Here is a 21,949-nt window from a genome sequence, read left to right as displayed (position 1 = left end):
CGTCGAACTACGGTTACATCCGAACGGGCGCGTGGATAATCACAGTAGACGACGACCACTCTGAGTAGTCGACTTTGGTCGATACCGATAAGGTTGTGGCGATGTGTTCCGGCGACGTCACCCATGCGTCGCCGCACTCGCAGCACACGTCGCACCCGTACCCCGAACAACGCAGTTGCGGAAGGAACAACGTATGTCGCAGACAGTCAAGGGAGTCATCTCGCGCAGCAAGAAGGCGCCGACAGAGGTCGTGGACGTGGTGATCCCGGACCCGGGTGCGCGTGATGTGGTGGTGGCGATCAAGGCGTGCGGTGTCTGCCACACCGACCACGCCTACCGCGAGGGCGGCATCAACGACGAGTATCCGTTCCTGCTCGGCCACGAGGCCGCGGGTGTGGTCGAGTCGGTCGGTTCCGATGTCACCCACGTCGAGGTCGGCGACTTCGTCGTCCTGAACTGGCGGGCGGTGTGCGGGCAGTGTCGAGCGTGTAAGCGGGGGCGTCCGTGGTACTGCTTCGACACCTTCAACGCCAGCGTCCCGATGACCCTGACCGACGGCACCGAACTGACCCCGGCGCTGGGCATCGGCGCGTTCGCCGAGAAGACCCTGATCCACGAATTGCAGTGCACCAAGGTCAATCCCGACACCGACCCTGCCGTGGCCGGGCTGCTCGGCTGCGGCGTGATGGCCGGTATCGGGGCGGCGATGAACACCGGCAACGTCGGCCGCGGCGACTCGGTCGCGGTCGTCGGGTGTGGCGGTGTCGGTGACGCCGCGATCGCCGGTGCCCGGTTGGCCGGTGCGACGACGATCATCGCGATCGACCGCGATGCGTCGAAGCTGGAATGGGCGAAAGACCTCGGTGCCACCCACACCATCGACGGCTCGAAGGTCGATGATGTGATCGCCGCGGTGCAGGAACTGACCGACGGCAACGGCGCCGACGTCGTGATCGATGCGGTCGGCCGCCCGGAGACGTACAAGCAGGCCTTCTACGCGCGCGATCTCGCCGGGGTCGTCGTGCTGGTCGGTGTACCGACCCCGGAGATGACCCTGGAGATGCCGCTGGTCGACTTCTTCTCCCGCGGAGGCGCGCTCAAGTCGTCGTGGTACGGCGACTGCCTGCCCGAACGCGACTTCCCGATGCTGATCGACCTCTACGAGCAGGGTCGTCTGCCGCTGGACAAGTTCGTCACCGAACGCATCGGCATCAACGACGTCGAGGCCGCGTTCTCGGCGATGGAGGCCGGCAAGGTGCTGCGATCGGTGGTCGAGCTGTGAGCGGCGAACTGCGTATCGACAACGTCGTCACCTCGGGCACCTTCAGCCTCGACGGCGGCACCTGGGACGTCGACAACAATGTGTGGCTGGTCGGCGACGACGACGAGGTCATCATCATCGACGCCGCACACTCGGCGCAGCCGATCCTCGCCGGCGTCGGCAACCGCACGGTCAAGGCGATCGTGCTTACCCACGGGCACAACGACCACGTCACCGTTGCCCCCGAACTGTCGCAGGCCACCGGAGCGCCGATCCTGCTGCACCCCGGCGACGACATGCTGTGGAACGACACCCATCCCGATGTCGCGCACCAGGATCTCGAGGACGGGCAGAAGATCGGGGTCGCCGGTACCGAGCTGACGATCATCAACACCCCGGGCCACTCGCCGGGCTCGTCGGTCATCCACCTGCCCGAGGCCAAGGTGCTGTTCTCCGGCGACACCCTGTTCCAGGGCGGGCCCGGCGCAACAGGCCGCTCGTACTCGAGCTTCCCGACGATCATCGCCTCGATCACCGAGAAGATCTTCACCCTCGACCCCGAGACCAAGGTCTACACCGGACACGGCGACGGCACGACTGTCGGCGACGAAGCACCTCACCTCGAAGAGTGGATCAAACGGGGTAGCTGACGGCCTTGTGGCTCGGCTGACTACCGGCAGTTGCCGGTAGTCGGCCGGCCTCGAAGACCTTCAGGAGATCTCTGCGACAAGGCTTTTCAGCAATCGCCGGAAGGTCGCCGCCTGACTGTCCGACATGGCGCCGCTGAGTAGCTCGTCTTCCACGGCCCGGATCTCGGCCCGGACGCCGTCGAGTAGTGAACGCCCCTCCGCCGTGATCGAGACGGTCCACTGGCGACGACTGCCCGACCTGTCCCTGGACACGAGGCCCCGCTGCTGGAGTTCGTCCAGGTGCTTGCCGAGCCGTGTCGGATCTCGCCCGGTGCGTTCGGACAACTCACGCTGCGACACTGCCGGCGTCGCGGCGATCTCGCTCACGATGGCGTACTCCCACATCGACAGTCCGGCGGCCCGGAGGATCGGCTCCTCGAGGGTGATCAGATGCGGTATCAGTCGCCCGAGAAGTGCGCCGAGATCGGGCTCTGCGCCCGAGGCACTCTCGTCGTTCACCATCGACATCCTCTCTCGAATCGTCTACCGTGGTAGACGATCGCTGCGAACGGCCTCTCCCGTGCGGTGCGGGAGCATCCTCTCATCATCGCGGTCCACCGGGACTGATCGACAGATTGATCGGGCATTGTCTGGAAGAAGGGACGTCGAATGGATACATCGGCTTTGCGGGCGGTCACTGACGATGTGGGTGCGCAAGTCTCGGAGATGACAGTCGGTGACATGGCCATCGGGACCACTTCGGGGTGGGGCGACCTCGGTGATCTGTACCTGGCCGCCGTCGAACGAAACACGCGTCTCACAGCGCTCCTCACCGGCGAGGAGCTGAACTCTCGGCGAGCTGCACCGATGGACAGGGCATCGTTCCCGCTGGTGGCGGACCAGTACGGAGGCGGATTCGAACACCGATACCGGCGAAGTGCCGACCTGCTGGTCGCCGCCTTCGCCGAAGTCCTCGACACGCAACGGGTCGTCGACCTCGACGGCACCCACACAACTGTGCGAGCGCTCTACGACCACGCGGTCCGCGATGCCTTCCTGCTCACGTGGAACATCGCGACCGCAATCGACATCCGGTACCAGCCGCGACCCGACATCGTCCGAGGGGTCGTACAGACGATGCTCTCGGACCTCGAGGATGCCGATCTGGCAACGGCAGTCGACGTCCTCGTCCAACTGACGGGTCCACACCGGGACAAGTGAGCAGTCGGGTTGGACTGCGATGCCGCGTCCGCTGGGTGTCGCGGTCCGCTCAGCTTTTTCTCAGGGGTCGGAATCGATCGCTCGAGCCGCAGGCGTAACGTCGCGCGAATGAGCGATTCCGCGGTCCGCAACATCGACCATCCCGATCAGGCGCCGGTACCCCGCAGCCGCATCGTGGTCGCGTCGATGATCGGGACGAGCATCGAGTTCTTCGACTTCTACATCTATGCCACGGCCGCGGTCCTCGTGTTCCCGGTGCTGTTCTTCCCCAAGGGGGACGACACCGCGGCGCTGCTGTCGTCGTTCGCGACCTTCGGCCTCGCGTTCGTGGCGCGGCCCATCGGCTCGATCCTGTTCGGGCACTTCGGCGATCGCATCGGACGTAAGGCGACGCTAGTCGGTTCACTGCTCACCATGGGCATCGCGACCTTCGTCATCGGCCTGCTGCCCACCTACGATTCCGTCGGCTATCTCGCGCCCGCGCTGCTTGCGCTGATGCGGTTCTGCCAGGGCCTCGGGCTCGGCGGGGAGTGGTCGGGCGCAGCGCTTCTCGCCACCGAGACGGCCGAGAAGGGCAAACGGGCGTGGGCCGCGATGTGGCCGCAGCTGGGTGCGCCGATCGGGTTCTTCTTCGCCAACGGCACCTTTCTGCTGCTGATGCTCGCCCTCGATTTCGATGCCGCGACCGCCGACCCCGACCACGCCTTCATGACCTGGGGCTGGCGAATCCCGTTCCTGGCCAGTGCGATCATGGTGGCCGTCGGGCTGTACGTGCGTCTGAAGCTCACCGAGACACCGGTGTTCGCGAAGGCCGTCGCGGACGGCAAGAAGGTCAAGGCGCCGCTGGCAGAGGTCGTCAAGACCAGCTGGCGTCCGCTCATCGCGGGCACGTTCATCATGGTCGCGACGTACACGCTTTTCTACATCGTGACCACCTGGGTGATTTCCTACGGCACCGGCAAGGTGACCGACGAATCGGGTGTGAAGCTCTCCATCAGCTACGTCGACTTCCTGCAGCTGCAGCTCGTCGCGGTCCTCTTCTTCGCCGCGTGCGTGCCGATCTCGGGCCGCCTCGCCGACCGGTACGGCCGCCGCGCCTTCCTCATCGTGATCACCGCGGCGATCATCGTCTTCGGTCTGTGCTTCCAGTGGCTGCTCGACCCGGCGTCGATGACCGACGGCATGATGCTGTTCTTCCTGATCCTGGGAATGACGCTGATGGGTCTCACCTTCGGGCCGATGAGCGCGATCCTGCCCGAGCTGTTCCCGACCAACGTGCGCTACACGGGTTCGGGCGTGGCCTACAACGTGGCGTCCATCCTCGGCGCCGCCGTGGCCCCGTTCATCGCGACGTGGATCGTCGCCGACTACGGCGTCGGCTGGGTGGGCGTGTATCTCGCGGTCGCCGCCTGCGCCACGATGATCGCCCTGCTCAGCGTCCGCGAGACCAAGTCCGTCGACCTCACCGAGGTCTGAGCAGGACGGGTTGTCGGGGGCTCGGCGTACCGTCGGACAGGTGAATGCGCGTCCGGCAGCAGGTGAGACGACATGAGGCTGATCGACGTCGTCGAGACCTCCGCAGATGTGGCGCGAGACCGGTCGCGGATCCGGAAGACGACGGTGCTCGCCGACGCGCTCTCCCAGGCGACCGACGAGGAACTGCCGGTCGTCGTCGCCTGGCTGTCGGGTGAGATCCCGCAGGGCCGGCTCGGCGTCGGGTGGCGGTCCCTGTCCAAACTGATGGCACCACCGGCCGATTCGCCGACCCTCGAGGTTGCTGCCGTCGACGCCGCGCTCGGCGAGCTCGCGTCCGCGTCGGGTCCGGGTTCGACGAAGCGGCGCGGCGAGATCATCGCGTCGTTGTTCGCCGCGTCGACCGAGTCCGAGCAGAAGTTCCTCGTGGCACTGCTCACTGGTGAATTGCGGCAGGGGGCGCTGGCCGGTGTCATGACCGACGCCATCGCGAAGGTCACCGGCCAGGATCTGGCTCTGGTGCGCCGCGCGGACATGCTGACCGGTTCGCTGCCGGTCACCGCCGCGCTGGCCCGGTTCGGCGCGGAGTCGCTGGCGGGGGTCGGCCTGGAGGTCGGACGCGCCGTCGAACCGATGCTCGCGACACCCGCCGACGATCTCGACTCCGCTCTGGCCCTCCTCGGACCCGACCTCATCGTCGACTACAAACTCGACGGCGCACGTATCCAGGTGCACCGCAAGGGAACCGAGATCTCCGTCTTCACCCGCACGCTGCGCGACGTCACGACCAACGTGCCCGACCTGGTGTCGGTGATCGCCGGGTTGCCCTGTGACTCGGTCATTCTTGACGGTGAGACGCTGATGCTCTCCGACGACGGCCGTCCCCGGTCCTTCCAGGACACGATGAGCCGCTTCGGTTCCGGGCCCACCGCCGCCGGCGAACCCGAACGCCTGCTCAAGCCGTTCTTCTTCGACTGCCTGCACCTCGACGGCACCGACCTCATCGACCGCCCCCTGTCCGAGCGGCTCGCCGCGATCGACTCGATCGCCCCGCAGTTGCGTATCCCCGCGGTGACGCGCCCCAGTGTCGAGGAGGCGCGCCGCCACTTCGACGCCGCGCTGGCCGACGGCCACGAGGGCGTGATGGTGAAATCGCTCGCCGGCCTGTACGTGGCCGGACGCCGCGGAAAGGCCTGGCAGAAGGTCAAACCGACGCACACGTTCGATCTGGTGGTGCTCGGCGCCGAATGGGGCTCGGGCCGGCGGTCGGGGTGGCTGTCGAATCTGCATCTCGGCGCCCGCGATCCCGAGACGGGCGAGCTCGTGATGGTCGGCAAGACGTTCAAGGGCCTGACGGACGAGCTGTTGCGCTGGCAGACCGAGGAGTTCCCGAAGCACGAGACGCACCGGGACTCGTACACGGTGTACCTGCGTCCGGAGATCGTCGTCGAGATCGAACTCGATGGTGCGCAACGGAGTTCGAGATATCCGGGCGGAGTCGCGCTGCGCTTCGCGCGCGTGGTGCGTTACCGCCCGGACAAGACTCCCGCGCAAGCCGACAGCATCGAGGCGATCCGCGCGCTGTTGAAGTGAGTCCGAAAACCACCCGTAGGAAACGGACAGCCGACGATGCGTCGCGTGTCCGGTTCCACAGGGTGGTTTTCGGCGAGATGCTCAGAGCAACGACAGTTGTGCGACCGGGGTGGTGGTGGGACGATCCGAGCCGCCGGGCGGTTCGACGGTGAACGCGAGCGTCGACGCATTGTTGATCCCGGACAGCACCGCGGTGGTGACCGGTTCGACGTCCTTGTCGGTCATCGTGCCGGCCGAGCGAGCGCCGCCCGGCCCGATGAGCCACATCTGATAGACGGTCCCCGGTTGGGGCGGCGGGACCGAATCCATCACCAGTACACCGGTATCCGCCGACTTGGCGAGATAGACGGTGACATTTCCGGTCGCGACGGGGCCCCCCGTCGACCGCAGGTCCTCCGCGGAGAAGACCTGTTCGGCCGGTGAGGCGAGGGGGCGCACCTCCGGTTCCGGCGAGCTCGACTCTCCCATGACCCACCCGGCGGCGCCGATGGCGACGGCCGCCACCGCCGCGGCGGCGAGATACGTCCAGCGGCGAGGCAGGCGCCGTCGGTCGTCCGATTCGATCGTCGGCGTCACGGGGGCGGGAACGCTCGGGTCGGTCGCCGCGGGAGCGGATTGCTGCTGCGGCGGGGGCGATCCCGGCCCGGTCGGCGCCTCGGCGCCCGGGCCGGCGACCTCCGGCGCGTCGAGACCTGCGTCGGCACGCGCAGCGGAGAGGATGCGGTCACGGAGCGTCGGCGGGGGCGGCGTGGCCGTCGTCTTGCTCATCGCGGCCAGCGCTTCGCGGGTCGCGCGGACCTGCTTGTCGAACAAGGTCTGAAGATCCTGCGGCGCGGCCGCGACCCGAGCCTGGACGTCGCGCAGTTCGTCGGCGGACAGTGCGTCGAGCGCGACCAGGGGTGCCATCTCCAGCAATTCGGCAGCGTCGGGATCGAGATGATCAGCCATCACGTGCCTCCTGCCGTCGTCGAACGATCTGTTGCTGTCCCTCCGAACGCCGCTCTCGGCGGGCGGGCGTCACGTTTCCGCGTGGGCCCGGAGGCAACGAGGCTGCGGCAAGAAGTATGACGTGCGCGGATGGTGTCCGGGGTATCCGGGATGTCGGCTGAACGACTCCTGGTGGAGTCGGGCGCCGGTCGCGTACAGCGAGAGACAGGCGGTCGCCACCGGCGGCAGCGTCGCGTCCGTGCCGGGCCACGCGCTCGCGACGTCAGTCTGGGACCCGAGTGTCATGCCACCTGTTCGGATCCATCGGCGTCCCGGATGGGTTGGGTGGCGGATGGGTCGGGGGAGGTCAGCGCGACGTTCGGTGGATCACATCCGCACCGGCGTACCGCCGGGCATCTGCTGATCGGTCGGGACGATCTCGGCGCCGAGGGGCAGAAGCGACACCGGCACCATCTTGAAACTCGCGATGCCGAGGGGGATGCCGATGATCGTGAGGCACATCGCGATGCCGGTGGTGATGTGCCCGATCGCGAGCCACAACCCGGCCACGATGATCCAGATGACGTTGCCGATGGTCGACGCGACGCCCGCGGTCGGCTTGCGGATGACAGTTCGTCCGAAGGGCCAGAGCGCGTAGCTCGCCATCCGGAACGAGGCGATGCCGAACGGGATCGTGATGATCAGGATGCAGCAGATGATGCCGGCGACGACGTAGCCGATCGCCATCCACAGTCCGCACAGGACGAGCCAGATGACGTTGAGGATGGTCTTCATCCCACCATTGTCCATGCGGCGCCGACCGGTGGGGACAAATGCGAGACGCGCGAGGCCTGCCCGCGGCCCGGCCCGACATTACGATGACCGTCGTGGCGGGAAGTCCGGGGCGGGCGCGTGAGGCGGTGTGGGCGGTGCTCGCCACGGTCGTCCTCGTGATCCGCATTCTGGCGACCATCGCGCTCGTGCTGTTCGTGATCGGCTGGGCCGTCGCGGCGGTCCGCGATTCGCTCGACAACGCGTTCCTCTGGCCGTCGATCGGTGCCGGCATCGCACTGCTCGCGAGCACCTACGTCTACGGCCACCTCCGCGCGCGCTACCCGCGGCACAACGGCTGGATTCCGTGAGTTCTGCGCACCGCTCCCTCGGTGCGTGCGGGCCCGCCCCCGCTCCCTGAGGAGCGGCCGGAGCTTGCGGAGGCCGCGTCACGAAGGGTCCTGGTGAGGCACGCTCACCAGGCCCTTCGAGGCTCGTCGCTATCGCTCCTCGCACCTCAGGGAGCAAGAGGAGACTCGCACCGCAGGGAGCAAGGGGAGGCTCGCACCTCAGGGAGCAAGAGGAGACTCGCACCGCAGGGAGCATGGGGAGGCTCGCACCTCAGGGAGCAAGGGGAGGCTCGCACCTCAGGGGCAGAAGGGGCCGTCTGGTCCCCGCAGGGACCTCAGGACGCGACGCGACCCAAACGGGCGAGCAGCGTCGTCTGACGATCGGCGCCGGCCGGGATCTCGACCTTGCGGCACACGCCTTCGGAGTAGATCGCATCGCCGAAACCGTCGATGGCGGCTTCCATCTCGGACAGGTCGTCGTCGGAGAACCGATGGTCGGTACCGGCTGCGCGGGCGATGTCCCAGCGGTGGGCGACCATGTCGAAACCGTAGAAGCGGATGAGGGTCTCGCCGATCGTGGTCGGTCCGAAGTGTCCGTCGAAGGTGCGTTCGCCGACGGTCGGGTCGGCGAGCAGTCCGGCGACGGTGTCGCGGTGGGTGTGCCAGGCGGCGGCCGGGTCGTCGAGCGAGGGTGCCGGTCCGGCATCGATGTCGTGGCGGGAGAAGAACTCGCGCTGGGTGTCGATGACGTGGCCGACGACGTCGCGTCCGGTCCATCCCTCGCACGGCGAGTCCGCGGTCCACGTGCCGGCGGGCGCGGCGTCGAGGACGGTGGCGAAGCCGTCGGCGAGGCGGACGTAGTGGTCGAGCAATGGTGAGGTGTCGTTGATTGCGGTCATGATGAGAGTCAACCGCGAGACCACGGGACGGTGATTGATGAAACCCGACAATCCGGCGCGACTCGACGACGTCGAGCGCGCTCACCTCATCGACCCGTCGGACGCGAGCTTTCGCATCGGACGGTGGGCGCCGAGCCCCGATCTGGACGAACTGGTGCGCCGCTTCTGGGTCCCGGTGTGGTGGGTCCCGCCCGGGGCGGAGGCGCCGCAGCGCGTCCTGCAGTATCCCGTCTGCCTCATCGTCGTCAGCAACACCTACGCCCGCTTCTACGGCGTGGTGACCGGGTTGTCGGAGACGGTGCTGACCGGCGACGGCTGGGCAGTCGGGGTGATGCTCACGCCGGCAGCCGGGGGAGTGCTGACCGGCGACGTCGGGAAATGGACCGATCGGCATGCCGAACTGTCCGAGGTCTTCGGCGACCGGGGCACCGACCTCGAGCGGTCGGTGCGGTCGGTGATGGCCGTCGAACCCGGAGTCGAGGCGACCCAGCGGACCGCGACCGACCGCGTCGAGGACTGGCTTCGGTCGTATCTCCCGCTCGACGACGACGGCCGGCTGATCAACGCGATCGTGGAGTACGTGGAAACCGATTCGTCGGTCGTCGCGGTCGCGCAGATCTGCGAGCGATTCCACCTCACCGAACGCAGCCTGCAGCGGCTGACCCGGCGTCGTCTCGGTCTCACCCCGAAGTGGCTCATCCAACGTCGACGGCTCCACGAGGCGGCCGAGCGGCTGCGCGACCGGTCGGGGACGCTCGCCTCGCTGGCGGCGGAGCTGTCCTACGCCGACGAGGCGCACTTCGTGCGTGACTTCAAGACCGTCACCGGTATGACCCCGCGGACGTTCTCCGCGCGGTTCGGTTAGACCGGGTGCGGTCGAGCGGGGCGCAACGACGACGACCTCGGTGGTTGTTGCCGAGATCACATCGCGGCAGGCAGAATCGTCGACATATCGGGCAATCGACTCGGCTGATCGTACGGAGGGTGCATGACGGACGCGGCTTCGGTGGCCACGCGCATCCGCCGGGCGTACGAGGACTTCCTCTCCGGCGGCAATCCGCCGGCCGATGCGGTTCGGTCGATCGTCCGCGACTCGTGGGCGAGGTCCCTGACCGGCGGAGTGGACCCCAGCGACGCGACCCCGAACGGCGATCGTGCCTCCACGATGTCGCCTGCGGAGTTCGCCGCCTACCGCGCCGCGCATCCCATCACCGCCGTCCGGCCGTTGGTGCAGTCCCTGATGGTCGACGCCATCGCCGACACGGGGGTCGTCGTCGCCCTGACCGACCAGTCCGGGCGCCTGCTGTGGATCGAGGGCGACTCGGCCGCTCGTGATCGCGCGGGCCACATCGACTTCGTCGAGGGCTCGGTGTGGAGCGAGGAGGTCGTCGGCACCAACGCCCCCGGACTGGCACTGGCCGTGGATCGGAGTGTGCAGGTCGTCGGCCCCGAACACTTCGCCGGACCCGTCCAGGAGTGGAGTTGTGCGGCGGCGCCCGTGCACGACCCGCTGACCGGGCACGTGATCGGTGTCATCGACGTGACCGGCGGGCGCGAGGTCGCGGCGCCGTTCGCGCTGGCGGCGGTCCGGTCGGTCGTCGCCGCTGTCGAGCGCGAATTGCGGGCGGGCGCCGTCGATCTCGCCGACCCGGCCACCTTCGACCCGGCACCGGGCCCGCGGGCCGCGGCCCACCTCGCCGTGCTCGGTGACGGTCCGGGACGCTGGCATCGCGCCGCCGACGGGCCCGGCGCCCGCACCCTGTCGCGCAGGCACGCCGAGATCCTCGTTCTGCTGCAAGCGTTTCCGGAAGGTCTGAACACCGAACAGCTCGCGTTGAAGCTGGCCGAGGACGGGCTCGACCCGGTCACCGTGCGGGCCGAGATCTCCCGACTCCGCCGCGACCTCGGTGCCGACGTCGTCGCGAGCCGGCCGTACCGGCTCACACTCGACATCACCTCCGACGTCGACGATCTCCGGTCGCGCATCTCGTCGGGTTCGGACCTCGCGTCGGTCGTCGATGACCTCGGCCGCGGCGGGTTGCTCGCCGAATCGACCGCACCGGGGATCGTCGAGATCTTCGAGGAACTCCGCGAGGACCTGCGGTCGCGTCTCTTCGCGTCCGGCGACGTCGCGGCCCTCCGCCGGTGGACGTCGTCGACCCACGGACGCGACGACCTCGCCGCCTGGCGCCGCCTCGAACACCGCCTGCCGGTCGGCGATCCCGACCGGGCCGTCGTCGGCGGACGCATCCGACTCCTGGACAAGAGGTACGGGGCGTAACCGGCTGAGCTGCGTCAACAGCAGGTGGCCAACGTTGCAACGCTCGTGCAACCACCCCGCTCCTAGAGTGTGGAGCAGATCACAACGGACGCCTCCGGTGTCCCGTGTGACATCCGCAGAGCGTCCTCAGCTTGAGGCCCACACGCAAGGAGCAACCATGACCGTCTTCGCAAAGCCGGGTGCCGATGGCTCGGTGATGAGCTACGAGTCGCGCTACGACAACTGGATCGGCGGACAGTGGACCCCGCCGGTGAAGGGTCAGTACTTCGAGAACCCGTCGCCCGTCGACGGCAAGATCTTCTGCGAGGTCGCACGTTCGACCGCCGAGGACATCGACCTCGCGCTCGACGCCGCACACAAGGCCGCACCCGGATGGGGCAAGACCCCCGTCGCCGAGCGCTCGCTGGCCCTGCTGCGCATCGCCGATCGCATGGAGGAGAACCTCGAGAAGCTGGCCGTCGCCGAGACCTGGGACAACGGCAAGGCCGTCCGCGAGACCATGGCCGCCGACATCCCGCTGGCCATCGACCACTTCCGCTACTTCGCCGGCGCCCTCCGCGCCCAGGAGGGTTCGATCTCCGAGGTCGACGAGGACACCGTCGCCTACCACTTCCACGAGCCGCTCGGCGTCGTCGGCCAGATCATCCCCTGGAACTTCCCGATCCTGATGGCGGTGTGGAAGCTGGCGCCCGCGCTCGCCGCCGGCAACGCGGTCGTGCTCAAGCCCGCCGAGCAGACACCCGCGTCGATCCTGTACCTGGTCAGCCTCATCAGCGACCTGCTTCCCGCCGGAGTCCTCAACGTGGTCAACGGGTTCGGCGTCGAGGCGGGCAAGCCGCTCGCGTCGAGCAACCGTATCCGCAAGATCGCGTTCACCGGTGAGACCACCACCGGCCGGCTCATCATGCAGTACGCCTCGGAGAACCTGATCCCGGTCACCCTCGAGCTGGGCGGCAAGAGCCCGAACATCTTCTTCAACGACGTGATGTCCGCCGACGACGGGTTCCTCGACCGTGCGCTGGAAGGCTTCTCGATGTTCGCGCTCAACCAGGGCGAGGTGTGCACCTGCCCCAGCCGCGCACTCATCCAGCAGGACATCTACGACGAGTTCATCGCCAAGGCCGTCGACCGCGTCGGAAAGATCAAGCAGGGCAACCCCCTCGACACCGACACGATGATGGGCGCGCAGGCCTCCAACGATCAGTTCGAGAAGATCTCCTCCTACCTCGCCATCGGCAAGGACGAGGGCGCCGAGGTGCTGATCGGCGGCGAGGCAGCCGAACTCGACGGCGACCTGGCCGGCGGCTTCTACATCAAACCGACTGTCTTCCAGGGCAACAACAAGATGCGCATCTTCCAGGAAGAGATCTTCGGCCCGGTCCTCGCGGTCACCACCTTCAAGGACTTCGCCGACGCCATGCACATCGCCAACGACACGCTCTACGGGCTCGGTGCCGGTGTGTGGAGCCGCGACGGTGCGACCGCCTACCGGGCGGGCCGCGAGATCCAGGCCGGCCGGGTGTGGACGAACACCTACCACGACTACCCGGCGCACGCCGCCTTCGGCGGCTACAAGCAGTCCGGTATCGGTCGCGAGAACCACCTCATGATGCTCGAGCACTACCAGCAGACCAAGAACCTCCTGGTCGGTTACGCTCAGAGCGCCAAGGGTTTCTTCTGACCTGGGAAGGTGATTGACGATGACCGCCGAGCAGAGTGTCCCTGATCGCGTGGTCGCCACAGACTCCGCCGTGCAGCTCCTGACCAAGTTGTCGGAGCTGCACGGCGGCCTCATGATCCACCAGTCCGGTGGGTGCTGTGACGGCTCGGCCCCGATGTGTTATCCGGTCGGGGAGTATCGCGTGGGCCAGCGGGATGTGCTGGTCGGCGAGATCGAATTACCCGAACCCATTCCGGCCGTTCGGGTCTGGATCAACGGCGACCAGTTCGAGCTGTGGAAACACACCCAGTTGATCCTCGACGTCGTGAAGGGTCGCGGTGCCGGATTCAGTCTCGAGGCACCGGAAGGGGTTCGTTTCCTTTCGCGGGCACGGACTTTCACCGACGAGGAGAACGACCTGCTGGCGACGTCGCCACCACTGACGGGGGCCACCGCCGGCCCCTGAGGTCCGACCCACACAGAATGCGTCGTAGGTACCGGAAACCGGTACCTACGACGCATTCTGCGTTTGTCCGCGGTAGTTCACCACTGGTCGAAGCCGACGTTGACCTGGGGGTATCCGGTGTCGATGTGGTTGTTCATCCAGTAGTTCTGGGCGTGGGGTCCCCAGATGCTGCTCATGGCGGTGTTGACGTTGTGGGGGTGGTTGGTGAGTTGGTAGTTGGCGGTGGGGCCGAACAGTCCGATGCGGTAGATGGCGTTGACGTCGAGGTGGTTGGTGAAGGGTGCGGTGGCGGTGATGGTTTCGGTGGCGCCGGGGTAGAGGATGTGTTGGGGTGCGTTGATCCATTGGCCGCCGTCGGCGTTGGCGCCTTGGAGGTATTCGGGCTTGTCGGTGTGGTTGGTGATGGTCATGGCGACGGTGGGTTCGCCGGGTCGGGTGATGGGTAGGGTGCCGGCGTGGGCTGCGCCGGCGGCGCCGAGGGCGATGCCGGTGGCGGCGGCGAGTCCGAGGGTGGCGGTGGCGATGCGGGTGGTGGTTTTCATGGTGGGCTCCGGTGTGGTGTGGGGGTGGTGTTGGTGACACCACTGACTCTGCCGGGGATGGGTGGTCGGGGGATTCCGCTGACCGGGTGATGGGTGGGGTGAATGGTGCCTCCACCGATCGGGGGACATGCGGTGGTGGTCGCGGGGCGGCTTCGAGAACGATGATCCGAGGTTGCGCCGGTTCGGGGTAGCGGAACGCGCAGGCAACTACCATCGAGGGATGTCGAACGCCGACGGCTCTCCGCCTCCCCGCCCGCGCGTCGCCGTCACGCCGCTGCGCCCGCAGCGGCCGGTCGAACGCTCCCCGGTCACTCGCTATGTGATCCTCGGCTGGTTGGTGTCGGTGGCCCTGGTCGTGGTGACCGTCGGCCTGACGCTGGTGTCGCTGAACGACATTCGGTCCGTCCTGGCCGCCGATCTCGTCCGGACCAATCCGGGCAGCGGGACCGATGCCGCACGCGCCGTGGACATCTCGTTGATGGTGGGCGGGGCGATCGCACTGGTCGTCGTGCTCCTCGGGCTGTACGGGTCCGCGCGACTCTGGGACAGTCGACGGTCCGGCCGGAGCACCCTGACGGTCGGCGCCGTCGTCGCGGTGGCGGGCGCTGTGGCCTTCCATCTCACGGTCAACCCGTCCGCGACAGCACTCTCCGACGCCGGTTTGCCGGTTGTCGCCCAGTGGGTTCCGGCGGCGGCCGCGCTTGTCGCGGTCGTCGCCACCGGAGCGTCCTACACCCGGTCGGTCACGGCATCCCTGCGCTGAAACCCTGGCCGCCGCTCCGGACCGCCTCACCGAGTTGGGCGACGATACCCTCGGCACTACGCACCGCGACCTGACATGCCGACGCCGAGGCCGGCGCGAGGAGCGGGTGGCCGGCACGTGCCCGCCAGGTCCGCGCGGCGTCGATCGCGGCGTCCCGCAGTGTGTACACGTCGGCGGTCGCGGGCAGTCCGAGGCGGGCCGCGGGATCGATGCCCGACCCGCCGATGAGCCGGGTGATCTCGGCCGTCTGGTCAGCGGGGAGGTCGACGCCCCCGGCCCGGATGGTGCCGAGCAGACGCAGCTCTCGGAAACCGTGGACGTCCGCGAGTTCCCGGCGAACCGCGGCCCGGACGTCACGCGCCCCCGCCGACGATGACGCGGCCAGGAGGTGATCCATCGTCACCAGCGCCGAATGGGACTTGAGCTGGTCCGCGCGCTGCCCGAACTGGGTGTCGATGATGGCGCTCAACTCCGAGAGTCCGCTGCGCTCGACGAGTTCGGCGGCCAGCGCCGACGAGGAGCTCGCGCCGAACCGGATGAGCGTGACCGCCATTCGGATGCCGAAGGCGCCGAAGCGTTCGGCCAGCGAACGCCGCAGCTCGGCGGGTATGTCGGGCAGGATGTCCGGCCGGGAGAACCGGTCCATCGTCAGCAGGGCCGCCTCGAGGTCGGGTGCCGGGGTCGCGGCCAGCTGTGCCAGCGCGCGGAACTCGACCTCCCGCATGGTGCGGGCGGCCAGTGCCAGCAGTCCCGCCACCGGCACGACCGCCTGGCACAGGCCCGTGCGTTCGAGCTCGCCGGCGAACCGTCCGGCGATCTGGTGCGCGGAGATCATCGCATCCATCCGGCCGGCACCGAGCTCGTCCGCGCGGGAGACGACGCCGATGACACCCAGCGGGCCCGACGATCCGCCGATGGCCGACCCGATGCGGCGCAGCATCGTCGTGTCGGTGGCGGTCAGTGAACGCAACAGGTAGACGACGGCGTCGACGCCGGACTGACCGTCGTCGGGGGTGAGGAGCCGGATTGTCGACGCGGACAACTCCGTCGACAACGACGCCGTGCCCGGGGTGTCGACGATGGTCGTCGACTGCAGCGCACGCGCGGGCCACTCGACGTCCAGACGGTCGACGCGATCGGCGGTGAGCCGCCCGAAATCGAAGCCCAGTCGACCGCCGATGCGGGTGACCGGGATGCCCACCGCGCGACCGTCGTCGACGTGTGCGGTGACCGACGGCGACCGGCCGTTGCGGTACCAGGTGACGACCCGCGTGCACTCGGTGGCATCGGTGGGGGCGATGTCCTGTCCCACAAGGGCATTCAGCAGCGTCGACTTGCCAGCTTTGAGCGAACCGGCCAGGGCGACCCGCACCGGTTGGTACAACCGGTGGGCGCACACGTCGAGCTCGGCCTGTGCGTGCGGGTCGTCGGCGAGGGCGGTGCGGGTGGCGTCGAGAAACCCTCGGACGCGGGCGATGTCGGTCATCGGCGCGGAAGCTCCGCAGCGGGCTCGTCCGGGTCGAGATGATCGGCCGCCTTGCGCAGCGCGGCGACCGCGGTGAGCCGGGACTCGAGTTCGGCGACGCGCCCGGATCGCTCCGAATCGGCGAGGGTCGCGGCAGACTGTGCGGCACTGAGGGATTCCGAGATCGAGCGTGCGGTCTGTTCGGCGACCGAGGTGAAGTGATCGCGGAGGACTCGCTGGATGACGCGCAACCGATCGCGGGACTCCTTGCCGACCTGGAAGCTGACGTCGTCGGTGAACGCGCGCACCGCGACCTTCGCCTTGGCGCGGCGTTCGAGGACCTTCGCCTCCTTGTCATCCCGGTACGCCTTGGTGCCCAGGAGCAGTCCGGCGCCCACGGACACCGGGTTGATGAGCGCCATGCCGACCATCGTCGAGATGAGTCCGAACATCAGCACACCGCCGTACGACCCGCGCATGCCGATCAACAGCTTCTGGGCGAGACCGACTCTGCCGCTGTCGAGTTCGGCGAGCTCGGCCACGGAATCGAGCACACCGGTCAGATCGGCGACGTCGATGTCGGGCAGCGAGTTCTGGCCGGCCGCCGCGAAGTGGTCGGCCACCCGCTCGGCGAGCCACACCGATCGTTCATGCGCCCAGACGAAGTTGTCACCGATGACGGCGGCGGTCTGATCGGCCAGCCACTCGCTCAACTGTTCCCAGTCGACCCCCGGATCGCCCTCGTCGATGGCCCGTTCGGCTTCCCGGGTCACCGCGCGGAGACGGTCCCGCAGGTCGTGGTCGATGTCGGCCGCGAGGTCGGCGATGCCGTCGGCCAGCGTCTGCTGCCACTGAGCGGACTGACGCCGCATGGCCTCCGCGTCGGACTTGGCCTCCCGGAGTGCGCCGACAGCGCGGCCGGCGGTCTCCGGATCGCGCAGGGCGGCGAGTTCGCTGCCCAGGGTGAGCGCGAGGTGTTCGCTGACGACCCGCAGATCGGTGGCGACGGTCGTGCGGGTCGCCTGCCGTGCGGTGGACACCACGCGCTCGCGCAGGTACCGGTACAGATCGAGGAACCCGGCCTCCGCGTTGAGTTTCTCGTCGCCGAGCCGCAGCGCGTGGGTGCGCAGCACCGATGACACGGGCAACAACGGGATGTCGAGGCCGGCGGTGTGCAGATGGCTCCGGTCGGCGTCGACGACGGCGCGCCAGTGCGGGTACAGGTCGGTCTTCGTGATGAGGCACGCGATGGTCGGGCACAGTCCGGCGACCTGCTGGAGGAAGGACATCTCCGGCGCGGTGAACTCCTGGCTGGCATCCGACACGACGAGCACCGCGTCGGCTGCCGCGACCATACCCAGAGTCGCTGCGGCATAAGGGTGTCCGTGACCGCCGACGCCGGGGGTGTCGACGAGGACGAGGCCGTCGGCGAGCAACGGGCCGGGTGCCTCGATCTCGAGCCGGAGCACCTCGCGGCCACCGGCGAGCGGGGAGTCGGGGGTGATACCGGCGATGGCGTCCATCGGCACCGGGATGCGGTTGTCGGCGGCCGGGCCGTCGACGATCAGATGGGCCGACGGTTGCGCGGCGTGCGAGATGACCGTCGGCACCGCGGTCGTCTCGTCGTCGCCGACCGAGCACACGTCCAGGTTGAGCAGTGCGTTGACGAACGAGCTCTTGCCCTGTTTCAGCTGACCCACCACGACGATCCGCAGGCGGGGGTCGGTGATCCGGGTGCGCGCGCCGTCGAGGCGACTGACGAGATCGTTACGGCCCGCCTCCCGGGCCACCTCGGACATCGTGGTCAGCAGGTCGCCGATGGTGTTCGGCGCCTGTGTCCGTGCCGGGGTCGCCACTGCCGGGGTCGCCGGGGCTGGGGCTGGGGCCGTGGCCGCGGGTGGCCGGGGCGGGGCAGCGGCGTGTGCCGGTGCGGTCGGGGCTGCTGCCTTCCACGTGGGGGCGGGACCAGGTGCGTCCCGATCGGCGGCGTGCCGGCCGACGCGAGGTGGTTCGGCGGGTGGAGTGGTCATGGTGTCCTCACGGTAGCGGTGAGTCGGCCCGTCCGGTCGGCATCGGCGGGGCTCCGCACCCGTTCGGGCGGTGCGTGCGAGCGCGCCGGGCGAAGGCGGGGCCGGACGAGGACCGCCCCGGGGCCGACCCACGTCCAGGGTTGCTGGAGCGTGAGACGGTCCCGGGGCGGGTTGCCGACGTGACCGGGTCAGTCGGCGTCGGGTCCGGCGTCCGGGGTGTTGACGCCGATCCCGGTGTCTGTGTCGCCACCGAGGCCACCGGTGAGGCCTCCGGTGAGGCCGCCGGTCAATCCGCCGGTGAGGTCGGCGGTCGTGTCGGCCACGCCTCCGACGGTCGAGTCGACCGCGCCGCCGACGGTGGTGTCGACCGCGCCGCCGAGTTCAGCACCGGTGTCGGTCACGCCGCCCAGGTCCAGGCCGCCTTCCGCGCCGGCACCGCCGCCGGCGTCCACGCCACCACCGACCACTGCGCCGCCGGTCAGACCACCGGTCACCCCACCGACGATGTCGGTGGTCGTGTCGAGGGTGCCGCCGACCCCGGTCTCGAGTGAGCCCGCGGCGTCGCCGACCACGTCCACCGCGCCGCCGGCCGTGCCGGAGATCGCGGTGGTCAGTTCAGAGGTGACCTCTGCGGGCAGCTCGGTGTCGAGCGCACCGCCCAGGCCGAGGTCGCCACCGAGGCCGAGGTCTCCGCCGAGGCCTCCGCCCACGCCTGCGCCGGCGCCGGCGCCGAGAGCACCGTCGAGAACCGGACCGGCGGTGGCGCCCAGATCGGCCTCGCCGAGCCCGGCGCCCAGGCCGGCGAGTCCGGTCTCGAGGGTCCCCTCCAGGCCGCCCTGCAGAGTGCTGTCCAGCCCGGTGACCAGGTCCGCGCCGGTCTCGGCGACGGTGCCCAGGCCGGCCAGTGTGCCCGCGCCCAGGTTGCCGGTGAGGCTGTCGACCACTGTGCCGCCGAGGGTTTCGGTGACCAGGAGCGGTCCGCCGACGGTGATGGTGCCCTCGGGGGAGAGGATGAGGCTCGGGTTGACGATCGCCTCGAGTTCGCCGGTCAGCGCCCCGCCCAGGCCACCCGTCGCCTCCAGGGTCGAGTCCAGGGTGGCGACGAGGCCGTCGGTGGCCGACAGATCCACGTCGAGTGCGGAGCTGAGAACGGTGCTGAGGGCTGCCGGGAGTTCGGCCCCGCCGGCCAGCTGGCCGGCCAGCGAACCACCCAGGTCACCGCTCAGTGCGGTCCCGAGGACGGCGCCGAGGGACGCGCCGAGGTCGGCACCCACATCCCCGCCCGCAGCCAGCACGGCCTCGAGGGTTCCGCCGAGGTCGGCGGCGGTCTCGGTCACCAGGCCCAGTCCCGCGCCGGCGTCGAGTGCGGCGTCCAGCGCCCCGCCCAGCTGTGTGATGAGGGCGCCGTCGACGCCGAGTGCACCGCCGAGGTCCGCGGCCAGCAGTTCGCCGACGTTCAGGCCGGCACCGGCGGCGGCGTCGAGGATGCCCTCGATGCCTGCGGCCGCGCCCAGCACGCCGCCCAGGGTGGCGCCGAGTTCGCCCGCGAGCTCACCGCCGCCACCGACGATCGCGCCCAGTTGCGCGGCCAGGTCGGTGGCCAGGCCGCCCTCGAGCAGACCCGTGAGGTCGGCGCCGAGGACGCCGCCCAGTTCGAGTGCGCCACCCAGGGTGGCCCCCAGGTCGGCGCCTGCAGCCGCGCCGAGGACACCGGTGAGCACGGTGCTCAGCGCGGTGTCGAGGCCGGCGCCGGCCGACAACAGTCCGTTGAGCGCGGCTCCGAGTTCGGTGCCGAGGCCGCCCACGACCCCGAGGCCGCCGCCGAGAGCGCCCTCGACCGCGCCACCGAGACCCGCGCCCAGTCCGGTACCGAGTCCCAGTCCCGCTTCGAGAGCGCCTCCGACGCCGGTTTCGAGCGCCCCGCCGAGACCGAGACCGGTTTCCAGGGCGCCGCCGAGTCCGGCAGTGAGATCGGCGGCCAGGCCACCTTCGAGGGCTGCGGCCAGCGTGCCGCCCAGGGCCGCACCGAGACCGGCGGCGGCTTCGCCACCGACTTCGAGGCCGGCAGCCAGAGCGCCGGCGAGAGTCGTGCTGAGATCGCCGCCGGCTTCGATCAGGGCCTCGACGTCGACGATCCCGCCGGCTTCGAGGACGGATTCGAGCGCCGCGGCGAGCCCGGCCTGAGCGCCGCCGCCGACACCGAGGACGGCGGTCAGGGCGCCACCGAGGACGGCGTTCGCGCCGGCCGCGCCGGTCAGGACCAGTCCGCCGGTCGCCGCGGCCGTCGACGTCAGGGCCACACCGAGTGCGGTGCCGACGGAGGCGGCAGCGGTGCCGCCCGCGGCCAGGGTCGAGCTGAGAGCGCCGCTGAGGGTGGCGCCGAGTTCGCCGGACAGGTCGGCGATGGCCTGCGCGTCGAGCAGACCCGACAGCGTCGCCGAGAGGTCACCCGCGACATCGAGAGTGGAGGTCAGCGCGGCGGCCAGGTCGCCGGACAGTTCGGCGCCGAGACCGAGCGCGCCGGTGAGTACCGCCGAGAGTGCGCCGCCCGCACCGAGACCGGCGCCGAGCGCGGCCGCGAGGTCGGCGCCGAGCGCGCCGCCCGCGCCGATCGTGGCGCCGAGCAGACCGCCCAGCGTCGCGCCGAACGAGCCGGCGAGTTCGCCACCCAGTCCGAGCGCCGCCGACAGCTGCGCGGCGAGACCGCCCCCGAGACCGAGCCCGAGGTCGGCGCCTGCGGCGAGGAGTGCGTCGAGCGAAGCCCCTAGCTGGGCGACCAGGGCGCCCTCGGCGCCGATCGCGCCGGCCAGCGTCCCGGCGATGACCGGTCCGATGCCCGCGGCGAGCTCGAGGCCCCCGTCGACGACCGTCTCGAGCGCGGCTCCCAGCGCGGCACCGAACTGCGCGGCGATCGCGCCGCCGGCGCCCAGGCCCGCGGACAGCGCCGCGCCCAGGGCGACGGCCAGCTGGCCCGCGAGGTCGAGGTCACCGAATGCGATACCGCCGAGGTCGAGATCGGCCAGGGACAGACCCGAGAGGTCGATGTCGCCCAATCCGATGCCGCCGAGGAGACCGCCGAAGTCGATGTCGCCCAGATCGATTCCACCCAGATCGAGTCCACCGAGGTCGAGGTCGCCCAGTTCGAGCCCACCGATGCCGCCGAGGTTCACGTCACCGAGGTTGACGTCTCCGCCGCCGACGTTGATGTCGCCGAACTCCAGGCCGCCCAGGCCGACTCCGACGCCACCGCCGCCGATCACGCCGCCACCGACCGCGCCGCCGCCGATCACGCCGCCGCCGACCGCCCCACCGCCGGCACCGATGATCGCACCGAGGCCGCCGCCCGCGGCCAGACCGCCTCCGGCGACCAGCGGGGCGGCTGCGGAGATGTCGGCGGGGGTGACGCCGGTGAGTCCGGCGCGATCGATCGCGGCCTGGGGATTGCCGCAGTAGGCGTTGAAGGATTCCTCGTCGCGAAGCAGACCGAGGATGAAGTCGAGTACCGCGTTGGTCGCCATGGCGTCGTTCCTTGCGTCGGGGAGATCGCAGTTCGATCCCGTGTCGAGTTCGACCGTATGGACTTCGGGGCCCGACGACATCGGGGTAAATCCCCAGTCC

19 protein-coding genes are annotated in these 21,949 nt (G+C 69.5%); 11 read left to right on the top strand and 8 right to left on the bottom strand.

Going from position 1 to position 21,949, the window contains the following annotated elements:
• Nucleotides 1-193 precede the first annotated feature (193 nt).
• Together A9310_RS15255 and A9310_RS15250 are read left to right on the top strand one after the other, a co-directional pair.
• Complete coding sequence (locus A9310_RS15255) at nt 194-1,282, top strand: S-(hydroxymethyl)mycothiol dehydrogenase (protein ID WP_065631326.1); 1,089 nt, start codon at nt 194-196, stop codon at nt 1,280-1,282.
• Nucleotides 1,279-1,911, top strand: a complete 633-nt coding sequence (locus tag A9310_RS15250; protein ID WP_058253400.1) for an MBL fold metallo-hydrolase — start codon at nt 1,279-1,281, stop codon at nt 1,909-1,911. The genes A9310_RS15255 and A9310_RS15250 overlap by 4 nt, the downstream gene beginning before the upstream one ends.
• Nucleotides 1,912-1,971: 60 nt before the next feature.
• On the opposite strand, the gene A9310_RS15245 is transcribed toward A9310_RS15250, so the two are convergent.
• Nucleotides 1,972-2,412, bottom strand: a complete 441-nt coding sequence (locus tag A9310_RS15245) for a MarR family winged helix-turn-helix transcriptional regulator (protein WP_065631393.1) — start codon at nt 2,410-2,412, stop codon at nt 1,972-1,974.
• Between the two features lie 219 nt (nt 2,413-2,631).
• Between A9310_RS15245 and A9310_RS15240 the strand changes: the two genes are divergently transcribed.
• From A9310_RS15240 to A9310_RS15230, 3 genes are all read left to right on the top strand, one after another.
• Nucleotides 2,632-3,111, top strand: a complete 480-nt coding sequence (locus A9310_RS15240; protein WP_139104632.1) for a hypothetical protein — start codon at nt 2,632-2,634, stop codon at nt 3,109-3,111.
• A gap of 108 nt (nt 3,112-3,219) precedes the next feature.
• Entirely contained in the window at nt 3,220-4,587 is a 1,368-nt protein-coding gene (locus tag A9310_RS15235; protein WP_065631324.1) for an MFS transporter, read from the top strand.
• 72 nt (nt 4,588-4,659) lie between these two features.
• Entirely contained in the window at nt 4,660-6,177 is a 1,518-nt protein-coding gene (locus tag A9310_RS15230) for an ATP-dependent DNA ligase (RefSeq protein WP_065631323.1), read from the top strand.
• An 81-nt stretch (nt 6,178-6,258) separates the two neighbouring features.
• On the opposite strand, the gene A9310_RS15225 is transcribed toward A9310_RS15230, so the two are convergent.
• Both A9310_RS15225 and A9310_RS15220 read right to left on the bottom strand, forming a co-directional pair.
• Nucleotides 6,259-7,125 carry an anti-sigma factor gene (locus tag A9310_RS15225; RefSeq protein ID WP_065631322.1) on the bottom strand — a complete coding sequence of 289 codons (867 nt, stop codon included), beginning with the start codon at nt 7,123-7,125 and terminating at the stop codon, nt 6,259-6,261.
• A gap of 366 nt (nt 7,126-7,491) precedes the next feature.
• Nucleotides 7,492-7,899, bottom strand: coding sequence for a YccF domain-containing protein (locus tag A9310_RS15220; protein ID WP_065631321.1), 408 nt, complete (start codon nt 7,897-7,899; stop codon nt 7,492-7,494).
• A 92-nt stretch (nt 7,900-7,991) separates the two neighbouring features.
• Here A9310_RS15220 and A9310_RS15215 point away from each other — a divergent pair, with 92 nt between their 5' ends.
• Nucleotides 7,992-8,246: a hypothetical protein gene (locus A9310_RS15215; protein ID WP_231742593.1), complete on the top strand. Its 255-nt coding sequence runs from the start codon at nt 7,992-7,994 to the stop codon at nt 8,244-8,246.
• A 314-nt stretch (nt 8,247-8,560) separates the two neighbouring features.
• Here the strand turns inward: A9310_RS15215 and A9310_RS15210 are convergent, their stop codons facing one another.
• Nucleotides 8,561-9,124, bottom strand: coding sequence for a maleylpyruvate isomerase family mycothiol-dependent enzyme (locus A9310_RS15210; RefSeq protein ID WP_065631392.1), 564 nt, complete (start codon nt 9,122-9,124; stop codon nt 8,561-8,563).
• 37 nt (nt 9,125-9,161) lie between these two features.
• Here A9310_RS15210 and A9310_RS15205 point away from each other — a divergent pair, with 37 nt between their 5' ends.
• The 4 genes from A9310_RS15205 to A9310_RS15190 all read left to right on the top strand — a co-directional run bounded on the left by A9310_RS15205 (nt 9,162) and on the right by A9310_RS15190 (nt 13,531).
• A complete protein-coding gene (locus A9310_RS15205) occupies nt 9,162-9,989 on the top strand; it encodes an AraC family transcriptional regulator (protein WP_065631319.1) in 828 nt (275 codons plus the stop codon).
• Nucleotides 9,990-10,112: 123 nt separating this feature from the next.
• Nucleotides 10,113-11,405, top strand: coding sequence for a GAF domain-containing protein (locus A9310_RS15200; protein ID WP_065631318.1), 1,293 nt, complete (start codon nt 10,113-10,115; stop codon nt 11,403-11,405).
• Between the two features lie 157 nt (nt 11,406-11,562).
• Nucleotides 11,563-13,086 carry an aldehyde dehydrogenase family protein gene (locus tag A9310_RS15195; protein ID WP_004021499.1) on the top strand — a complete coding sequence of 508 codons (1,524 nt, stop codon included), beginning with the start codon at nt 11,563-11,565 and terminating at the stop codon, nt 13,084-13,086.
• Nucleotides 13,087-13,105: 19 nt separating this feature from the next.
• Nucleotides 13,106-13,531, top strand: a complete 426-nt coding sequence (locus A9310_RS15190; protein WP_065631317.1) for a DUF779 domain-containing protein — start codon at nt 13,106-13,108, stop codon at nt 13,529-13,531.
• 77 nt (nt 13,532-13,608) lie between these two features.
• Here A9310_RS15190 and A9310_RS15185 read toward each other — a convergent pair whose 3' ends face one another.
• On the bottom strand, nt 13,609-14,073 hold the full coding sequence (locus A9310_RS15185) for a hypothetical protein (protein ID WP_065631316.1): 465 nt from the start codon (nt 14,071-14,073) through the stop codon (nt 13,609-13,611).
• 220 nt (nt 14,074-14,293) lie between these two features.
• Between A9310_RS15185 and A9310_RS15180 the strand changes: the two genes are divergently transcribed.
• Nucleotides 14,294-14,836 carry a hypothetical protein gene (locus A9310_RS15180; protein ID WP_065631315.1) on the top strand — a complete coding sequence of 181 codons (543 nt, stop codon included), beginning with the start codon at nt 14,294-14,296 and terminating at the stop codon, nt 14,834-14,836.
• Here A9310_RS15180 and A9310_RS15175 read toward each other — a convergent pair.
• The 3 genes from A9310_RS15175 to A9310_RS15165 all read right to left on the bottom strand — a co-directional run bounded on the left by A9310_RS15175 (nt 14,817) and on the right by A9310_RS15165 (nt 21,849).
• On the bottom strand, nt 14,817-16,322 hold the full coding sequence (locus A9310_RS15175; RefSeq protein WP_065631314.1) for a dynamin family protein: 1,506 nt from the start codon (nt 16,320-16,322) through the stop codon (nt 14,817-14,819). The two genes, A9310_RS15180 and A9310_RS15175, sit on opposite strands and share 20 nt — an antisense overlap.
• Nucleotides 16,319-18,331: a dynamin family protein gene (locus tag A9310_RS15170; protein WP_139104631.1), complete on the bottom strand. Its 2,013-nt coding sequence runs from the start codon at nt 18,329-18,331 to the stop codon at nt 16,319-16,321. The genes A9310_RS15175 and A9310_RS15170 overlap by 4 nt, the downstream gene beginning before the upstream one ends.
• 188 nt (nt 18,332-18,519) lie before the next feature.
• Complete coding sequence (locus A9310_RS15165; protein WP_065631391.1) at nt 18,520-21,849, bottom strand: IniB N-terminal domain-containing protein; 3,330 nt, start codon at nt 21,847-21,849, stop codon at nt 18,520-18,522.
• Nucleotides 21,850-21,949 lie beyond the last annotated feature (100 nt).

Source organism: Gordonia sp. UCD-TK1 (genome assembly GCF_001691435.1).
Taxonomy (GTDB): domain Bacteria; phylum Actinomycetota; class Actinomycetes; order Mycobacteriales; family Mycobacteriaceae; genus Gordonia; species Gordonia hongkongensis.
The sequence above is the reverse complement of the archived record's forward strand: the minus strand, read 5'-3'. Positions and strand labels throughout refer to the sequence as shown.

Bases quoted from the DNA above. Each gene is read 5' to 3' on its own strand.
- A9310_RS15255 (WP_065631326.1), top strand. From the start codon at position 194: ATGTCGCAGACAGTCAAGGGAGTCATCTCGCGCAGCAAGAAGGCGCCG.
- A9310_RS15245 (WP_065631393.1), bottom strand. From the start codon at position 2,412: ATGGTGAACGACGAGAGTGCCTCGGGCGCAGAGCCCGATCTCGGCGCA.
- A9310_RS15240 (WP_139104632.1), top strand. From the start codon at position 2,632: ATGGCCATCGGGACCACTTCGGGGTGGGGCGACCTCGGTGATCTGTAC.
- A9310_RS15235 (WP_065631324.1), top strand. From the start codon at position 3,220: ATGAGCGATTCCGCGGTCCGCAACATCGACCATCCCGATCAGGCGCCG.
- A9310_RS15230 (WP_065631323.1), top strand. From the start codon at position 4,660: ATGAGGCTGATCGACGTCGTCGAGACCTCCGCAGATGTGGCGCGAGAC.
- A9310_RS15225 (WP_065631322.1), bottom strand. From the start codon at position 7,125: ATGGCTGATCATCTCGATCCCGACGCTGCCGAATTGCTGGAGATGGCA.
- A9310_RS15220 (WP_065631321.1), bottom strand. From the start codon at position 7,899: ATGAAGACCATCCTCAACGTCATCTGGCTCGTCCTGTGCGGACTGTGG.
- A9310_RS15210 (WP_065631392.1), bottom strand. From the start codon at position 9,124: ATGACCGCAATCAACGACACCTCACCATTGCTCGACCACTACGTCCGC.
- A9310_RS15205 (WP_065631319.1), top strand. From the start codon at position 9,162: ATGAAACCCGACAATCCGGCGCGACTCGACGACGTCGAGCGCGCTCAC.
- A9310_RS15200 (WP_065631318.1), top strand. From the start codon at position 10,113: ATGACGGACGCGGCTTCGGTGGCCACGCGCATCCGCCGGGCGTACGAG.
- A9310_RS15195 (WP_004021499.1), top strand. From the start codon at position 11,563: ATGACCGTCTTCGCAAAGCCGGGTGCCGATGGCTCGGTGATGAGCTAC.
- A9310_RS15190 (WP_065631317.1), top strand. From the start codon at position 13,106: ATGACCGCCGAGCAGAGTGTCCCTGATCGCGTGGTCGCCACAGACTCC.
- A9310_RS15185 (WP_065631316.1), bottom strand. From the start codon at position 14,073: ATGAAAACCACCACCCGCATCGCCACCGCCACCCTCGGACTCGCCGCC.
- A9310_RS15180 (WP_065631315.1), top strand. From the start codon at position 14,294: ATGTCGAACGCCGACGGCTCTCCGCCTCCCCGCCCGCGCGTCGCCGTC.
- A9310_RS15175 (WP_065631314.1), bottom strand. From the start codon at position 16,322: ATGACCGACATCGCCCGCGTCCGAGGGTTTCTCGACGCCACCCGCACC.
- A9310_RS15170 (WP_139104631.1), bottom strand. From the start codon at position 18,331: ATGACCACTCCACCCGCCGAACCACCTCGCGTCGGCCGGCACGCCGCC.
- A9310_RS15165 (WP_065631391.1), bottom strand. From the start codon at position 21,849: ATGGCGACCAACGCGGTACTCGACTTCATCCTCGGTCTGCTTCGCGAC.